The sequence below is a fragment of the Streptomyces sp. NPDC018947 genome, from assembly GCF_044390505.1.
GTDB lineage: Bacteria > Actinomycetota > Actinomycetes > Streptomycetales > Streptomycetaceae > Streptomyces.
Map to the genome: position 1 here is coordinate 21,878 of NZ_JBIRZD010000019.1, position 16,322 is coordinate 38,199.

The 16,322-nt window shown below is 66.3% G+C and carries 8 protein-coding genes; 4 read left to right on the top strand and 4 right to left on the bottom strand.

Translation table 11 applies throughout. The features are described from left to right. The first annotated feature begins 111 nt into the window (after nt 1-111). Nucleotides 112-528 (top strand): peptide deformylase, encoded by a 417-nt coding sequence (locus ACH499_RS29755; RefSeq protein ID WP_399019630.1) that lies wholly within the window; start codon nt 112-114, stop codon nt 526-528. Nucleotides 529-778: 250 nt separating this feature from the next. Here the strand turns inward: ACH499_RS29755 and ACH499_RS29760 are convergent. From ACH499_RS29760 to ACH499_RS29775, 4 genes are all read right to left on the bottom strand, one after another. After that, a protein-coding gene (locus ACH499_RS29760; RefSeq protein ID WP_399019632.1) for an IS3 family transposase occupies nt 779-2,013 on the bottom strand; the annotation gives its coding sequence in 2 pieces (ribosomal slippage) (nt 779-1,671 and nt 1,671-2,013; 1,236 coding nt in all). Nucleotides 2,014-2,142: 129 nt separating this feature from the next. Then, on the bottom strand, nt 2,143-4,785 hold the full coding sequence (locus ACH499_RS29765) for a pPIWI_RE module domain-containing protein (protein WP_399019634.1): 2,643 nt from the start codon (nt 4,783-4,785) through the stop codon (nt 2,143-2,145). Next, a complete protein-coding gene (locus tag ACH499_RS29770; protein ID WP_399019636.1) occupies nt 4,785-8,093 on the bottom strand; it encodes a hypothetical protein in 3,309 nt (1,102 codons plus the stop codon). Before ACH499_RS29770 ends, ACH499_RS29765 begins: the two co-directional genes overlap by 1 nt. Continuing rightward, nucleotides 8,090-9,388, bottom strand: a complete 1,299-nt coding sequence (locus ACH499_RS29775) for a hypothetical protein (protein ID WP_399019638.1) — start codon at nt 9,386-9,388, stop codon at nt 8,090-8,092. Before ACH499_RS29775 ends, ACH499_RS29770 begins: the two co-directional genes overlap by 4 nt. A gap of 719 nt (nt 9,389-10,107) precedes the next feature. Between ACH499_RS29775 and ACH499_RS29780 the strand changes: the two genes are divergently transcribed. From ACH499_RS29780 to ACH499_RS29790, 3 genes are read left to right on the top strand one after another with little or no spacing between them, the layout of a single operon-like run. Further along, on the top strand, nt 10,108-11,658 hold the full coding sequence (locus ACH499_RS29780; protein ID WP_391037684.1) for an N-6 DNA methylase: 1,551 nt from the start codon (nt 10,108-10,110) through the stop codon (nt 11,656-11,658). After that, entirely contained in the window at nt 11,651-12,904 is a 1,254-nt protein-coding gene (locus ACH499_RS29785) for a restriction endonuclease subunit S (protein ID WP_399019640.1), read from the top strand. Before ACH499_RS29780 ends, ACH499_RS29785 begins: the two co-directional genes overlap by 8 nt. Nucleotides 12,905-12,907: 3 nt before the next feature. Then, complete coding sequence (locus ACH499_RS29790) at nt 12,908-15,985, top strand: type I restriction endonuclease subunit R (protein ID WP_399019642.1); 3,078 nt, start codon at nt 12,908-12,910, stop codon at nt 15,983-15,985. Nucleotides 15,986-16,322: the final 337 nt, after the last annotated feature.

Here is a 16,322-nt window from a genome sequence, read left to right on the forward strand (position 1 = left end):
GGTCGTCCAGGCGGGCGCCCCCATCCTCGGTGAGCCGGCACGTCCCTTCGACCTTCCCGCCGAGCGGGATGGCGCGGAACGTGTTGTGGACAGACTCTTCGCGTTCATAGAGTGCATCGCCCAGGTGCACACCTTCGCCAAGGGCTGGGGATCGCCGCGCCTCAGATCGGCATTACCCGTGCTGCTGCTGTCGTTCAGCCTGCCGAGTCCGGCGCTGGCCCCATCGTCGTCCTCAACCCTCGTGTCACGGATGTGTCGGAGGAGAGCGATGAGCAGTACGAAGGGTACCTGTCCTTCTTCAACGTGCGAGGGAAGGTGTCTCGCCCTCTGAGAATGACCGTGGAGACCACATCCCTCAACGGTGCCACGGTAACCAACGTCTACCAGCGCGGCCTGGACCGCCTCGTCAAGCACGAGATTGACCACCTCGACGGCCTGCTGTACACGGATCGTATGCAGTCAGGGGTTCTGCCTATCCGCGTTGAGGAGTACCGGCAGACCGGCCGGGCATGGGCGTACGACTCCTGACCCGGAGCTCCCAGTGACGATGGAGGACGTGGGCGGGGAGGACCCTCAATGACGTGGGACGATCTGTGTGTCCGCTGTCCGCGACGTGGATGCATGGCCGCTGCGGTTCGTACGGTGACGACAACGGCCCGCCGAAGAATCCGCCATTGCTACCTGGGCGGCTTTCGGCGGAATCTACCTGGGTGCGGTGACGCGTAGCCGGATGGCCTCATACGGGCCTTCCCCCGTGATGGTGGACACGCTTCGTTGATCACGCGGCGAGCGTGAGCTTAGCCGCGTGGTGTCGGCGTTCGTATTCGTTGGGGCTGAGGTGGCCGTTGGCGGAGTGCCGGCGGCGGGTGTTGTAGCGGGCCAGCCAGGCAAATACCGTCCTTCTGCAGGTGCCGGCGTCACTGTAGTCGCGGGCGCCCTGGAGGGTCTCGCGCTTCAGGGATGCGTGGAAACTCTCGCAGGCGGCGTTGTCCGCGCTGGTGCCGACTGCACCCATCGACCGGGTCACCCCGAGCTGGTCGCAGTCCCGGGAGCCGTATTGGGCCCCGTGGTCGGAGTGGAACACGGAGCCGTCCAGGCCGCTGCGGGTCGAGGCCGCCATCTGCAGTGCGTCGGCGACCAGGCCGGTGCGCATGTGGTCGGCGATGGACCAGCCGACGACCTTGCGGCTGAAGCAGTCCAGCACGGTCGCGAGATAGAAGAACTCCCCGCCTGCGAGCGGGAGATATGTGATGTCGCCCATGTATTTCCGCCCTGGCTCGCTGGCGGTGAAGTCCCGCTGGAACAGGTCCGGAACCTGTGAGGTCGTCGGGTCCGGGACGGTGGTCCGGACGCGTCTGCGCAGGCGGATGCCGGTGATGGAGAACGTCCGCATGACACGGGCGACCCGCTTCTCGTTGATCCGCAGGCCTTTCGCGCGGAGCTCGGCGGTCACCCGTGGGGAGCCGTAGGCGCCGCCGGACTCGCCGTGGACCTCGCGGATCCGCTCGGCCAGGAGCCGGTCCTCGCTCTGCCGGGACGACCGCGCCTTCCTGCCGGAGAGCCACTTGTAGTAGCTGGACCGGTTCAGGTCCAAGACCTCGCAAAGCCGCTTCACGCCGTAGGCGTCCCGGTGGTCGGCGACGAACTGGAAGCGACTCACCAGTTGGTCTCCCCGGCGAAATACTTGGCCGCCTTGCGGAGTATGTCCCGCTCGGTCGCCAGCTTCCGCTCACTCGCCTCGAGCTCGGCCACCCGAGCCTCCAGCTGCCGGATCCGCTCGTCCGGATCGGCGGACGATGCCGTCTGCACGGCCCGGGACGCCGGCGTCCCGCCCGAAGACGGGGCAGCGGCGGCGACACCGCGGCGTTCGCGGTCCCGCAGCACCCACTCACGCAGGGTGGCCCGGTTGATGCCCAGGTCGGCGGCGATGCTCTTGTACGTCGCCCCGGGCGTGGACTCGTACAGGGCCACGGCATCGGCCTTGAACTCGTCCGAGTAGTCCTTCATCGCCATCGGCGGTCTTCTCACTTCCTCCGGATCAAGCAGATCCAGTATCAGCGTGTCCACCACTCAGGGGGAGGTCCCAACACGTCCGGCTAGCGCGTGTGACCTGACCAGTCAGCAGCGGCATGGGCTGGCCGATCAGACGATGTATTCCTCCATCAGCTCGGCGAGGTGGACGATGGCGGGCCACGTGGTGGCGATGTCGGTGTGGGCGTGGAGGCGTCGTTGGGCCTGGACGTACATGGCCCAGTCGGCCGGGTTGTCGCCGTCTTGGAGGAAGGCGGGCACGATCTCCAGGGAGGTCGGGTTGGAGCAGGTCCAGGTCCGGTTACCGGTCTGGGCCGGGTCGAACTTGGTGATCGTGAGAGGGGTCTGATTCTGATCGGGGCGCGGGTTGATGCCCCAGAAGGCGCGTTCCCCGACTTCGACCAGGCCGGAGAATCGTCCGTGACGGGTGACGGGGATCAGCTCGTCGGTGTCGTCGCCGGCGCTGACCATTTCCTGGGTGACACCGAAGGCCCTGGGCACCGCAGAGCGATCGCTGCGCTCGCGTAGCCGGATGATGCGCAGGCCCGGTTGGTCGCCGGGCTTACGGTGGTCTGGGTCCGCGTTGGGGGCCGTGAGGTCGATGCCCGGCAGCACGAGCTGGTCGAAGGTGATGCGGCTGTCCTGGAGCCAGGGCCAGATGTCCTTGTCGCTCGTCCGGGCGCGGCGTACGAGCAGCAGGCGATTGGCGGTGGAGTCGAGCGACAGGGCGTTGGTGAGGAATTCGGCGAGGGCCGCGCGTGCGGTACGGGGCACGCGTCCGCGGCCGGCCACGAGGGCTTCCGGTAGGGCGGTCAACGGCATGGGGCGCTCGGTGGGGCTGCCCGTCGTCGTCATGAGTTGTGCCGTGGGTTCCTCGTGGGTGTGCTGACGGATCAGCATGGGCACGAGCATCCGCTCGCCTGCGGGGGCGAGCCAGACGGTGATCAGCTCGAAGGGGCCTTCGATGCCGGGTGGGGCGGGGAGTTTGGGCAGGTGTCCGGCCTGGCGGAGGGCGTCCCGGAGGGCGGAAGTGGCGCGCTCGATGTCGGTGGTCGCGAAGTCGGTGCCGGGGAAACGCTTGGCGAGGGCTGCTTTGCTGGGATTGGGGTTGGCCGGCGGGATGGGGCGCAGGCCCTGGACGTTGCGGCGCAGGCTCGGGAGGACTTTCTTGAAGAGGGTTTTGGGGTCGCGCTGGTGTGTGCGGGAGAAGTAGGCCGCGCCTTCCATCTCCACGATGCAGGCGATGGGGTGGGCGAGGCGGGGGAATGCACGGGTGATTCGCGCCGTGCGTTCGACCTCGCTGGCTTCGTAGGCGGCCCGCCGGGCTGCCGGGTCTGACTTGGTGGAGCGTGGCAGACCGGCGGTCAAGTCTTGCGGGTCGTGGCGGTGGAGGGTGAGGTTGATCGGTCCGGTGAAGCTGGCGCACGCCGCTGTTGAGGTGGCGGGAGTCAGGCCGAGTTTGTCGGCGGCGGCTGTCTGTAGACCTTGCCAGGTGCGGTCGGAAGAGGCCCAGACTTCGAGTTCGTACGTGGGGGAGTCGGGCAGATGCATCGGCAGGCGTGTCTTCGACCGGGTCCGTGCCTTGGGGCTGGGCGTCAGGGGGACCAGCCCCTTGTCCTCCAGTTGTCGGGCGACCTGAGTGAGGACCTCCATATGGTCGCGGGGCTGGTAGCCGTGGCCGACGGGGTGGTCGTGGGTGGCACGAGCCGGCGGGGCGCCGTCCTGGTTCGGATGGCGGTAGGTCATGCCGGTGCTGTGGACGATGTGCGCGGCGAAGGGCTGAGCCGCCGCGTTGCCCGGGGCGGCGCGCAGTTCGTCGAGGCTGGGCGGCTCGTGGTGGGTGAGGCGGGCGAGGATGCTGGCGACGCCCGGCTGCCAGGTCCATGAGCTGTCCTGTCCGCGTCGGCGGATGATGACGGAGCTCTGCAGGAGCATGGGACGTTCGCGGCGGTGGATGAATCCCTCTTTGGCGGAGAGCAGGACGCTGACGGTGGGGTCGCCGTTTCCGCGGCGGGGGATGTAGTCGAGCGCGTTCGTCGCGAAGCGGGTCATGCCCAGGTCGAGGTGGAGGTGGACTTCAAGGACCCCCGGCACGGTTTCCAGGTGGAGGGTGAGGACGTCCACGCTGGCTCCGGCCGCGCCGTCGTCATCGATGAGGGGCTCCGGCTGGCCGAGATGCAGGGCGCGGCGGCCGTCGGCCTGGGTGGGGCCGAGCCGCAGGTCACGGCGGTGGCCCAGGAGCTGAAGATCGGTGGTGGTGAGATGTTCGGCGACGAGGCTGGGCAGGAGGTCGAAGACGTGCGCGGGAGGGTTGGCGGTGCCGTTGAGATGAAGGCCGTGCTGGGCGAGGTCGAGGTCTTCGGGGATCCATTCGAACTGTCCGGCGCCTTCGAGACGGCCGTACCAGTCGGTGTCCGGCACCTGGGGCGCCACATGAGCGGAGGCCCATGCCGACAGCGCGATCAGCAGCAGATCCGGGTCGATCTCGGTCCGCGCGCGCAGCCAGGCCGGATGGCGAGGGTCCCAGTGCACGGAGGTGATCTCCGGGTCGATGAGGGTGATCAAGTCCCTCAGCGACCTGGTGGGCAGGCTGTCGGGTCCGTTGCGCTTTCGACGGCCGGGGCGGGCTTCCCAGGCGTCCTGCAGAAGGCTGAGCATCCCCGGTGGGCAGGTCGCTCGGTAGCCGGTGACGGGCCAGCTGGCCCCGGTAGCGAAGGTGAGCACGGTGGCCTGGGTGGCGCGGTAGGCGGGCATCAGCGGTGACCCCAGTCGATGTTGTCGAGGAGATGGGAGGCCAGGCCCCAGCAGGCGTGGGCGAGTTCATGGTCGAGGCGCTGTGCCGCGGTGGCGGTCGGGCCTGGATCGGTGAGCCAACCGTGCAGGAGTTGCTGGGCGGCGACGATCACGCTCGTGCGGGGAGTGTCGGCCGCGGTTTCGTCGAGCGTGGCGGTGCGGGGCGCGAAGGCAGCGTCGCAGAGGTACACCAGAACCGGTTCGTTGCCACGGATGCCGCGGCCGATTGTTTGGTGGAGCGGGACGAGGAAGTTGCCGACGAACGCCGCGTGTTCGACCGGGTCGGTCAGGCGGGAGAACAGGACCGGCTCTCCGACCCGCTGCTGCCAGCGGCGGCGTTCGCCGTGGCGGAGTTTGCGCGCGAGGTCGACGGGATCGACCGAGGGGTCGGCCAGCTCGATCGGGTCGCGGAGGCGGCGCATCGCCTCGCGGCTGAGCAGGGACAGCGGGAAGGTGGCATCGTCGGCGGGTGGGTGGATGCGGGCCAGGTAGAACACCGCGCCGAGGGCTGCGACGCGGCGAGCGTTGAGGATGTTGTGGCCGCGTTGGACGGCGCCTTCGGCAGCAACCAGGATGTCGGCGTCGGACGCGGCAAAGGTGGGCAGGCGGCGCCTCGGGATGCTGTGCCGGGTGGGCGGGTCGTCGTCGCGAATGACGTGCAGGGCCGTGTACGGGGTCTTGTGGTTGATGTAGTCGGCGACTGTCTGGGCATCGCGGGTGCTCTGCACGGTGAACAGGACCTGCTGACGGTCGTCGGCCAGCCGCAGACGGGCCTGCTGGAGCAGGGACTCGCGCGCACCGGGGGCCGGGTTGCAGATCCAGTCGGCGGCCGTGCACAGCGCGTGGGCATGGCGAATGGGGTCGCCGCCGGTGCCCGAAGTGAAGACGGGACGGCCGTCGGGGTAGCGCGGCGGGCGGAAGAACATCTTGCTCTCCTTCAGCGCCGCCCTGGCCTTGGCCGGCTCCCGGAGTACCAGGTTCGGGGCGACGTCCAGGTGGAAGCGGGGCGAGGCGGGCATCCAGCTGGTGGCGGAGGCCAGGACGACATGCGGTCCCTCGATGCCCTCGGCTGTCAGGAGATCATGGAGGTGGTAGAGCAACCAGCGGCCGACCCCGCGCAGCCACAGGATGCTGAACGACCCGCTGTCACCACCGGGGTTGGGCTGCCACTGAAGTGCCATCAGGTTCCCGGCAGCCTGTTCGGGCACGAACGGCATCAGGTCACGTGGCGGCTGCCGGCTCCAGAAGTCCTCTCCGTCGCCGATCGGGGAGGAGCTGATGGCGTGCAGCCGTTGGGCGACTTCGAAGAAGGAGGTCGTGATTCGCGCGGCCCACACCCCGGCCTGCAGCAGTTGTGCGTACTCCGCCAGCGTGCCTCGGACCTTCGGCTCGTCGATGGCGGGCTGGTGTGTCGTGATCCATGCCTCTGCGGCCTCCTGGGCCGAGACACGAGTGTCGTGGGCTGCCGTCATCGCCTCGATCAGCTCGGCCCAGTTCGCCGCAGGAGCCTGGAACGGGGCGGAGAGCAGCGAGGCGAAGTGCTCTTCGAAGTAGTAGTCGGCGGCTTCTTCCTGTTCCGTCTTGTCCGTGAAGTCAGTCCGTTCACCAAGGCCGTGAAGGCTGCGGGCCAAGCGCCGCATGAGGCTGTAGCCGGTGAACGGTCCCTCGGCTATGACGTCGCGCAGTGCGTCCGCACCAGAGGCGATGACCAGCCGGTACAGCTCGGTCAGTGCCTGATCGTGCCGACGGAAATGTTTGTCGCCAGCCGTCACCTCCGGGTTCAGCAGATCGAGGAACCAGGAGTGCTCCAGCCGCTGCCCGATGCGGTCGCCTACCCGGTGACTCCAGCCCCTGCCGGGCTGGGAAAGGATTTCGTGCAGCAGGAACCGGTCGTCGAATTGCTGCTGCACGGTGTCGGCTTCGTCGACGAGCAGGACGGACAGGTGGTGCTGTGCCGCTTCGGCGACGCGGACCTCGATATGGGACTGAGGCATCCTCGTCGAGGCCAGGCCCGCCGCGGTCGTCACCCACACCTGTGCTTCGGCAACCTTGCGTGCCGCGGTATGCGAAGGACACTGGGACAGAAGCGGGCAGTCTCGACGCCCGCTCTCGCCGACGACGGTGAGACGGCCTGTGCAGGGCCGCTCCTCGCGGGGCAGCGGGGCCCGGTCGGTCCTGCTGGTCAGCCGCAGCTCCTCCAGGTAGCACTGGTCGTCGGCGAACGCTGCGGCAGGGTCCAGCCCCGTGGGGAATGTCGTCTCGCCGTCGTGGAGCAGGGAGCGCCAGAACCGGTCCTTGTGGACGCCTTCCCGGGTGCGTCCGAAGATGGGCACGGCATCGATGCCCAGGGCCTGCAGGAAGCTGACTTTGGCGAACACGTCGCTGCCGGAGGCGAGGACGAACCCGACCTTGCCGCCGCGGCGGGCGACGATGAAGGCGATCAGGTCCAGCAGGGTGGACTTGCCGCTGTTCATCAGGCCGACCACGTGCCACATGCGGTCAATGGTCATCCGCCACTGCTGATCGAGGAGATGACCTTCGGTGTGGTCGGCCAGCAGGGCTTCCATCTGCTCGAACCGTTTGACGAAGTCCCGGTTTTCGATCTCCGGATGGGCTTCCAGGAGTTTATCGATCTGTTCAGCAGCCCACTGGAAGTCATTCCGCGTGAGGTGGATGGGCTCCTGCACTCGGGAGACTGCTGCGGACAGCACCGCGGGTGCCGGCGCCGGGATGAGAGTCTCGGGGACGCGGATCTGTTCCCGCCTGCCGTCGGCCCGCTCGAAAGAACACACCGAACCGGGCGGCACCGGCCGGTACGGGGACGCCGTCTGGTAGGGGGCGATTTTCTGCAGCGTCTGACGGTAGAGGTCATGACGGGCCGCGGCGTACGGGGTGGACCGCCGGGTGAACACGGTCGACAACTCCGGCTTGTGGCCGCGCATGTCGCAGGGTTCGAAGCCCCGCACCTGTACCGGCAGCTTCACGTACTGATCGAGCTTCTCCCGCATGGTTCCGGTCTTGGCAAGCGGGCCCATCACCTCCCGCAGAGTCCGCAGCTGCGGACCCAGGTCCTCATCCAGACGCATGTAACCGGACAGCACCGGCCGCAGCGCGCCGACGCCCTGGCCGGGCAGATGGTCGTCCAGGAACGACAGGCCCATCTCCAGCGCGCAGATCTCCCACGGCCTGAGGGGGCCGAGCAGGGGGCGCACGCTGTCGTCCGTCAGCTCCTTCACCAGTTGCTTGCTCCAGGCGCGGGTGTCCCTCATCGCGTTCCTCCTGCCTGACGCGCACGGACGGTGGCCTGCCGCAGGAATGTCTTCTCGTCGAGGACTTCGACGCCGGAAACGCGGCCCTGCAGTTCGCGCTCAAGGTCCGTGCGGTAGCCGGGAGTTCTGAGGCGGTGCATGGGGATGACGATGATGCGTCGCCGCGCCGGCACGCGTGGATCGCAACGAAAGCCCCGGGCGAGTAGGGCAGGGCTTGAGCAGTCCTTGGCATCGACGACCCAGCGCTCCGCCTCTGCACCCGGTTCCCGGGCCTCGAACGTCAACGCCATATCCCACGCGTCCAGGCACGGCCAGTCCTCGATGCACAGTGTGCCGTCGGCGACTTCGCCCAGGCGGTCCAGCAGCCGTCCCTCCAGCAGTCCCGGATCGTGGAAGAACTGGCGGGTTGCCCGGTGCTGGGCCCAATACGCGCCCAGACACGTCACCTCGTACTGCTCTGGCACCCCGGTACAGCCGGGAGCCCCACAGCCAACGGCCCCGTCGTCAACCGGATTTCGGCAGTCTGCACAGCGCCGAAGGCGAACTTTCCCCGGCGCCTGGACCGGGTGGTGGACGTAGGCGATGCGGACGAATTTCGCGAGGAATGAGTCATGGTCGGAGTCCGCTGCGGGGAGTTCCCGCGCCAGTGCCTGGACCTCGCGGTCGCTGAGCACCGGACGGTCGATCAGCAGGCGCCGCAGCCGGCAGTAGACCCGCTGGACAGCGTCGTCGTCCCTACCGTTCATCCGTGCACACAGCATCAGGGCGGCAAAGACCTGATTCTGAACGAGTTCCGCCTCGACGTCAGCGTGCTGGATCAGGTCTGCAGCCTGCTCGGCGAACTCAGACAGGGCATCGCCCTCCAGCAGCACCGCTTCGAGATCGCCCTCGGTGAGGGAGAGCGGTGCAGGCCACGACCTCAGCGGGCGACGGCACCAGTCGAACAGTTCCAGGTCGTTGCCGGGCCCTTCCAAATCCAGTGACTGCGCCTTCCACCACAAGCGGCCTCGTGCATCACGCCAGGCACGCGGCAATGGCCCCGACCCGTCCGTGCCGCGAGCTTGAACGCCGGCCCGCTGTCGTTCGAGGCGGATTTTCGCCAACGCGGCACACACCAGCTCAACCAGCAGGTAGTCGTCCTGAGCGGTCCGTGGGTCTCTTTCTCCGCCGAGGCCAGCGTCCCGCGATGCAGGAACCGCAGCAGCCGGGCGGTGGCCATCTGGAACGTCGCCGTCAACCGACGGTGGCTGCGTACCGCCGGAGGCCGACGCAGCCGCATCCTGAGCAACACTCATAGCCGACCGGTATACCCGACCGCACTGACAACGCCACTCAGAATTCGAACGCTTATACGATTAATCCGCTCATGATTTCGATTACCGTCGGCTGGCGCTGCCGGACGGCACTGTGGACAGCTGTGCTACGGCCTGCGGGATCCTTCGATGGGGATCTCTGAAACCGCTCTGTCTTCGGCTCCGGGAAGGCGCGCGGCCCGCACTGTCAGTGTTGGGTGGTGGGATATGCCATAGCACTGTTGCCGACGTCTCCGCAGTTGCCCGCATGAGCTTACGTATGATGGTTCCCGCCTCTCGCGAGCCGGAAAATGGCATCGGGGCGAGCCCGGTACCTCACTCGAGTTGCACTGATCGGACAGGAGTAGCAAGCCATCGTGCTGCGTCCTGGGAGGTCTGGTGCGGGCAGCTCTCGAGCGGTGGGGCTCGGCGGACGAACGTGGCGACGGGGGTGTGCAGGGCGCCGTCGGCTACCCGCGCGCATATGCCCGAGGGCACCGCAGGGTGCGTCCCGATGGCTGCGTCGTTTGCCGTTTTTCGTGGTTCCGGGGAGGCGGATATCGTCTGTGAGTCTCCCGCGCAGGGAGTGCGACGCTCCGCGTGTGCTCGCCCGGCAGGTAAGCCTGGTGTGTACATGCAGAGCCCGCCCTAAATAGGGTGACCAGCAGGATTTCACGGCCTTCGGGCCGCCACCCTCTGACGAGCAAGGACACCCCCGACTGATGGCAGTGACCCAGCAGGAGATCGAGAACCGGTTGTGGGACGCCGCCGACGAGCTGCGCGTGGCGATGCCCGAGGCGCAGTACTCCTCGGTCGTCTTCCCTCTGATGTTCTGGAAGTATCTGTCGGATACCTGGGAGCACACCCATCAGACCTTCCTCAAGGAGAACGAGGACCTCGACCTCTCAGCCGAAGAAGCCGACGAGGTCGAGTACAGCAACTACCAGACGTTCAAGATCCCCTTCATCTTCCCCGGTACCGTCGCCGAGTGCCGCGCCTCTTGGTCATCCATCCTCGCCACCGTCGCCCAGCACGGCCTCGGCCAGCGGGTTCGCGCTTCCCTCCAGGCCATCGAGTCGGCCAACCCTGACAAGTTCTCCCGAATTTTCGGGTCCATGACCTGGACCTCCGAAGCGGTGCTTCCAGGGGAGGTGCTGGCGTCGGTCATGCGGACGATGAACCGCGTCCCCAAGATGCACGAGGGCAACATGTCCCACGACGTGCTCGGTGGAGCGTACGAATACCTGCTCAAGCGGTTCTCGGACGGGTCCGGTACCCGCGCTGGCCAGTTCTTCACGCCGCGCGAGGTCGTCGAGCTGATCATCGAACTGCTGGGCCCCAAGAACCACGAGTCGGTGTACGACCCGACCTGCGGGTCAGGCGGCATGCTCATTGCCGCCGCGAACCTTCTGAAGGCCCACGGCGGGCGGGGGTACACACTCAGCCTGAACGGCCAAGAGGCGGTAACGGACACTGCTGGCGTGGCCCGCATGAACCTCTTCATGCATAACCTGACCGAATTCAAGGTCGAGGTCGGCGACACCTTGAGGGACCCGCGTTTCAAGAAGCCGGACGGGTCCGTCAAGCAATTCGACATCATCGTCGCCAATCCGCCCTACAGCCTGAAATGGAAGCCCTGGACCAACGACCCGCGAGCCATCGGCGGGGTCGCCCCACAGTCGTCGGCGGATTGGGCATTCGTGCAGCACATGATCGCTAGCATGGACCCGCAGAAGGGCCGCGCCGGCGTCGTCCTGCCGCACGGCGTCCTCTTCCGAGGCGGCCAGGAAGCAGCGATCCGTCAACGCGTCCTGGACCACGACCTCCTGGAAGCCGTGATCGGGCTGCCCGCGAACCTCTTTTACAGCACAACGATTCCGACCTGCATCCTCGTATTCCGTGCCCCTGGCACCAAGGCCCCGGAGCGGAAGGACGGCGTGCTGTTCATCGACGCCTCCGCACGATTCACCAAAGCCAAGAACCGCAACGTCCTCACGGACGTAGACATCACCAACGTCGTGACCGCCTACCACTCGCGCTCCGACGGCAGCGAAGAGACTGACCTCTCGGCTCGGTTCGTCCCCACCACAGAGATCGTGGCGAACGGGTACGACCTCAATATTGGCCGCTACATCAAGCAGGCCGCCGCTGAGCAAGAGGACCTCGGCACGCTCATCGACGCCTACAACATCGCCCGGGCCGAGCGCCAGAAGGCCGAGCAGCGCATGCTCGCGGTCCTCTCTGCCGCCGGGATCGAGGGCTTCGATGAGTGACTGGCAGCAGATCAGCCTCGGTGGTCTGGAGTCTCCCGTGCGTCGCAAGGTAGTAGCCGTTCCGCCACAGGGATCCAGGGCTTCGGCGAGTGACGGCTATCCGCTTCGTGCGCTCGGGGAAGTGATGCGTCTCGACATCCAGCGCACACCGATGAAGCCTGCAACTACCTACCGTCTAGCCGGTGTCCTGAATGCAGGGAAGGGCGTTGTCGCTAAGGGGGAGCTCGACGGCGGAGATACAGAGTACGCAGCAATGAACGTGCTGCGCGCCGATCAGGTCGTGATGCGAAAGCTGACTGCGTGGGAGGGCCCGATCACCGTAGTACCTGCCGAGTTCGACGGGTTCGTCGTCAGCAACGAGTTCCCGACGTTCACGCTTGGCCCAGAAGTGATGCCCGACTGGATGAGGCATGTCTGTGGCTCACCGCGACTGTGGGCAGAGATGAAGAACCGAGTGAGCGGGACGGTTCAACGGCGCAAGCGTCTCAACCCAGAGCAGCTTTTGCAGATTCAACTGCCGATCCCGCCCCGTGAGGTACAAACTCGGATCGTAGAGGTGCTCGACGCGGTCGATGACCAGATCAACGCACTCCGCCGGGAAGCGGAAGCGCTCGCTCGGATTCATGACGCAACACGTGAATCGCTACTCAAGGATGCGCCCTTGACCCCACTCTCTGATGTCTGCGAGCTGACCGCTCGGCTCGTGGACCCGAGGTTGGAGGAGTACGCGGACTTGACCCACGTTGGTGTTGAGACGATCGCCAAAGGCACCGGGGAGATCGTCGGTGCACGAACCGCTCGGGAAGACAAGATCATCAGCGGGAAGTTCCTATTCTGCGAAGGTGATGTCATCTACTCGAAAATCCGTCCCGCGCTGCGGAAGGTTGCTGTGCCGGGATTCTCAGGGCTGTGCAGTGCGGACGCCTATCCGCTCAGGCCCAAGGGTGATATTCCCGCCTCCCTGCTACGTGAGGTACTGCTCCAAGAGCGCGTAGTCGAGTCAGCGGTTTCGATGGCTGGGCGGACCAAGATGCCCAAGGTGAACCGCAAGCAGTTGTTCTCGATCCAGGTAGCAATGCCTTGTCCGGACAGCATCGCTTCGGTAGATGCCGCGCTGTCTGGGCTCCGGGGGCATCGTGAAGCTGTCGTCTCTGAAGCCGCGCGCCTCCGTGAAGTTCGGGTTGGGCTGCTGGCGGGACTGCTGGACCGCACCATCGAGATTGAGTCTGCCGAACTGGGGGTCTGAGCCGTGGCTAAGGGCATACGGGAACGCGAGTTCCAGAACTCGATGATCCAGTGGTCCCTCCCGATGGGATGGGGCTACAAAGCGGGCAGGTCGCTGCCGCGTGAGACGACACAAACGGTGCTCGCCGACCAGTTGCGGGACGCCATCGTCCGGCTCAACCCTGAGGTGATCGACGGGCTCGACGTGGACGCCGTGGTCGAGGAGATCATCGCCACGGTCAACGCCGTCGAAGGCGGGCTGGTGCGCGCCAACGAGCAGGTACTGGAACTACTCCGCGGGCACAAGGAGTTCCGGGGCGCCGACGGCGTGTGGCACGCCTTGAAGGTCATCGATTTCGAGCACCCGACCACCAACGCCCTTGTCGTGTCGGACGAGGTGACCATAACCATCCCCGGCAAGACCCCCCGCCGGTTCGATCTCGTGTACTGGGCCAACGGCCTGCCCCTCGTTGTCGTAGAGGTGAAGTCACCGACCGCTAAGTCCGGGTGGGCCGACGCCGCACGCGAGATCAACGACGTGTACGCCACCGAATATCCATGGTTCTTCACCCCCAATGTCTTCGCTGTCGCCTCCGACGGGCTGAAGCTGCGGTTCGGTGCCGCTGGTGCGCCCCTGAACCTGTGGCAGCCGTTCCGATCCACTGACGACGACGAGAACCTGTCCGGGCAGGCCGACGTGCAGCGCTCCGTCGAGCTGCTTCTCAACCCGGCCACAGTCTTGGACATGCTCGCCAACTTCACCCTGTTCGACACCTCCGGAGGCGGGGCGGACAGGAAGTACCTGCCCCGCTACCCACAGATGGAGGCCGCCCACCTGATCCACAGGCGGGTCCTGGCCGACGGCAAGAAAGGTCTGATCTGGCACCACCAAGGCAGCGGGAAGACGCTGCTGATGGTCTTCGCTGCTTCGCTGCTACTGGCTGACACCCGCACCGAGTCACCCACGATCATCTTGCTCTCGGACCGAACCCAGCTCGTGCGGCAAACCTCCGGGGTATTCACCTCCGCGATGGGAGACGCCTACTTCCACCAGCCCTCCACCAGCAAGGAGTTGCGTTCCCTGCTGGCTGACGATGTGCGCGGCGTCATCTCCACGACTGTCCACAAGTTCGCCGATGCCGGCAAGAACCTGTCGACCCGCCGCAACATCATCGTGCTGGTCGATGAGGCACACCGCACGCAGTCATCCGAGGAAGACTCCCTGGCGGGGCAGATGCGCGCAGCGTTGCCGCACGCGAAGTTCTTCGGCATGACGGGCACACCCGTCAGGAACCTCGCCACCAACACCTTCGCCCTCTTCGGTGAGGAGACCGACCCAAACAGGGTGCTGCATCGATATTCGGTGTCCCGGTCTCTCCAGGACGAGGCAACCGTTCCAGTCATGCTGGACCCGCACCCGGTCACCTTCGAGATGAACGACCGGGCCCTACAGGCCGAGTTCGACCAGTTCGCCGACGAATTCGACCTCGACGACCCCGACCGTGAAACCTTGTCCCGCAAGTTCGGGCGCCTCACCTCGGTGTTCGCCAACCCCGAACGCATCCACACGGTCTGCCAGGACATCGTGGACCACTACCTGGCCGGCACCTATCGCAACGGGCTGAAGGCGCAGGTCGTTGCCTACAATCGTGAGCTGGCCGTGGCATACACGGACAAGATCAACGAGCTGCTGGCCGGCTTCGAGGCGTCGCAAGTACTCGCCGAGGTCGGCAAGCACGATCGGATCACCGCAGAGGTGAATATCCACGTCTCGGACGCCAAGACCGAGGAAGCGGCCATGCGGCCCTACCGGCTCTCCGAGGTCGACGAGGAAGACCAGAAGCGGCGATTCCTCACCCCGGATGACCCACTGTGCTTCCTGGTCGTGACGGCCAAGCTGATGACAGGGTTCGACGCCCCCAACGAGGGCGTCCTCTACCTGGACAAGCCCATGAAGGCTCACAACCTGTTCCAGACAATCACCCGCCCGAACCGCACCTGGATCTCCCCGACCGGATTCGTGAAGACCACCGGCGTGGTCGTGGACTACATCAGCCTGGCCGAAGAAGTCCAGCGTGCCGTCGTCGACCCCACCTCGGAGGGGTCCGCCGGCAAGGGCGGCGGGTTCGTCACCGACCTGACCGACCTGGTCGCCGAGTTCCGCACCACCTTCGCCCGCATCGAAGACCTCCTCGCAGACGTGGACGGCCTCGACCTCACGGCCCACGGATACGAGTCCGTACGTGTCATCAACGGCTTCCTGGACGCCAACCCTGACGCCGCCGAGGTCTTCAGCAAGAACTACCGGCTTCTGGCCCGCCTGTACCCACTCATCAACACGGACAAGCGGGTCGCCAAGTACCAGGACGGGTTCGGGCTCTTCGGGTCTGCGTACACGACCCTATTCAAGAAGTCTTCCGACGAGGAAAGGAAGGAGCGACTGGGCGAGCTGGGGCCGATGGTCCTGGAGATAATCAACGCACACGTCCACTCCTTCTCGGTGGCCGCCTCCCAGGAAGAAGCCCTCGTCCTGGATGCCCAGGGCATCACAATCCTCAAGGAGCTGCTGGCCCTCGTCCGTCCCAAGCCCGACAAGGACGACAGCGAGGACAAAAGGCCGCCGTCTGCGGCAGAGATCCTGGACCACATCAAGGCCGCCCTTGAGAAGGGCGTCGAACCTGGGTCCGCGAAGTACACCGCCCTGGCAGAACGGATCAGGCAGCTACGGGACCGGATCATCCAGAACGCCCAGGACGCCATGGAGTTCCTGGCCGAAGCACTCCGGGTCGCCCGTGCCATCGTGAACGCCGAGAAGCACCCCGACGAAGCCGTCGTACTGGACGACGACCACGTGGGTGTCCTGTCGCGGATCATCCACGATCACGCACCGTCCGGCCTCACCGTCACAGAGCGGAACCTGGCCGAGGAGATCGACCAGGTGGTCAAACGCACCCTCGCCCAGTCATGGGACAACGCCGAGGCCCGCAACCGCGGCGTCCGCCGTGCAACCGCCGCAGTCTTCCGCCGATACATGTTGAAGCCGGTGGGGGAGCCGTACAGCTCCACCGTCGCCTACGTCGAAGCCCACTACCTCGTTGACTGACGATGCCATGAGGCCCGGCAAACCGTGTCGGTTGCCGGGCCTCGTCACTCGCTGGTCGCAAGCACCGTGGTAGTCCCAGGGGCTGTAGGGCAGCAAAGCGCCTATCGCCGTTGTCGGGTCTCCGGAACCCGCCTCGGGCTTCACTCGCAGGAACGCGTTCCGTTCCGCCATTACTGGACGGACGACGTACGGGTGGAGTCACGCAGCCGAGGCAGGTGAACTGTGCGCACGAGCTGATTCGCGGGCTTGGCGGTGGAGTGGCGGCCGACGGCGTCGCTGGTAATGGGCGGCCTTTGTCAAGATTTGGTCGTCCGGTGGCATCTTCCGGCGAACCCGT

Bases quoted from the DNA above. Each gene is read 5' to 3' on its own strand.
- ACH499_RS29780 (WP_391037684.1), top strand. From the start codon at position 10,108: ATGGCAGTGACCCAGCAGGAGATCGAGAACCGGTTGTGGGACGCCGCC.
- ACH499_RS29785 (WP_399019640.1), top strand. From the start codon at position 11,651: ATGAGTGACTGGCAGCAGATCAGCCTCGGTGGTCTGGAGTCTCCCGTG.
- ACH499_RS29765 (WP_399019634.1), bottom strand. From the start codon at position 4,785: ATGCCCGCCTACCGCGCCACCCAGGCCACCGTGCTCACCTTCGCTACC.
- ACH499_RS29770 (WP_399019636.1), bottom strand. From the start codon at position 8,093: ATGAGGGACACCCGCGCCTGGAGCAAGCAACTGGTGAAGGAGCTGACG.
- ACH499_RS29775 (WP_399019638.1), bottom strand. From the start codon at position 9,388: ATGAGTGTTGCTCAGGATGCGGCTGCGTCGGCCTCCGGCGGTACGCAG.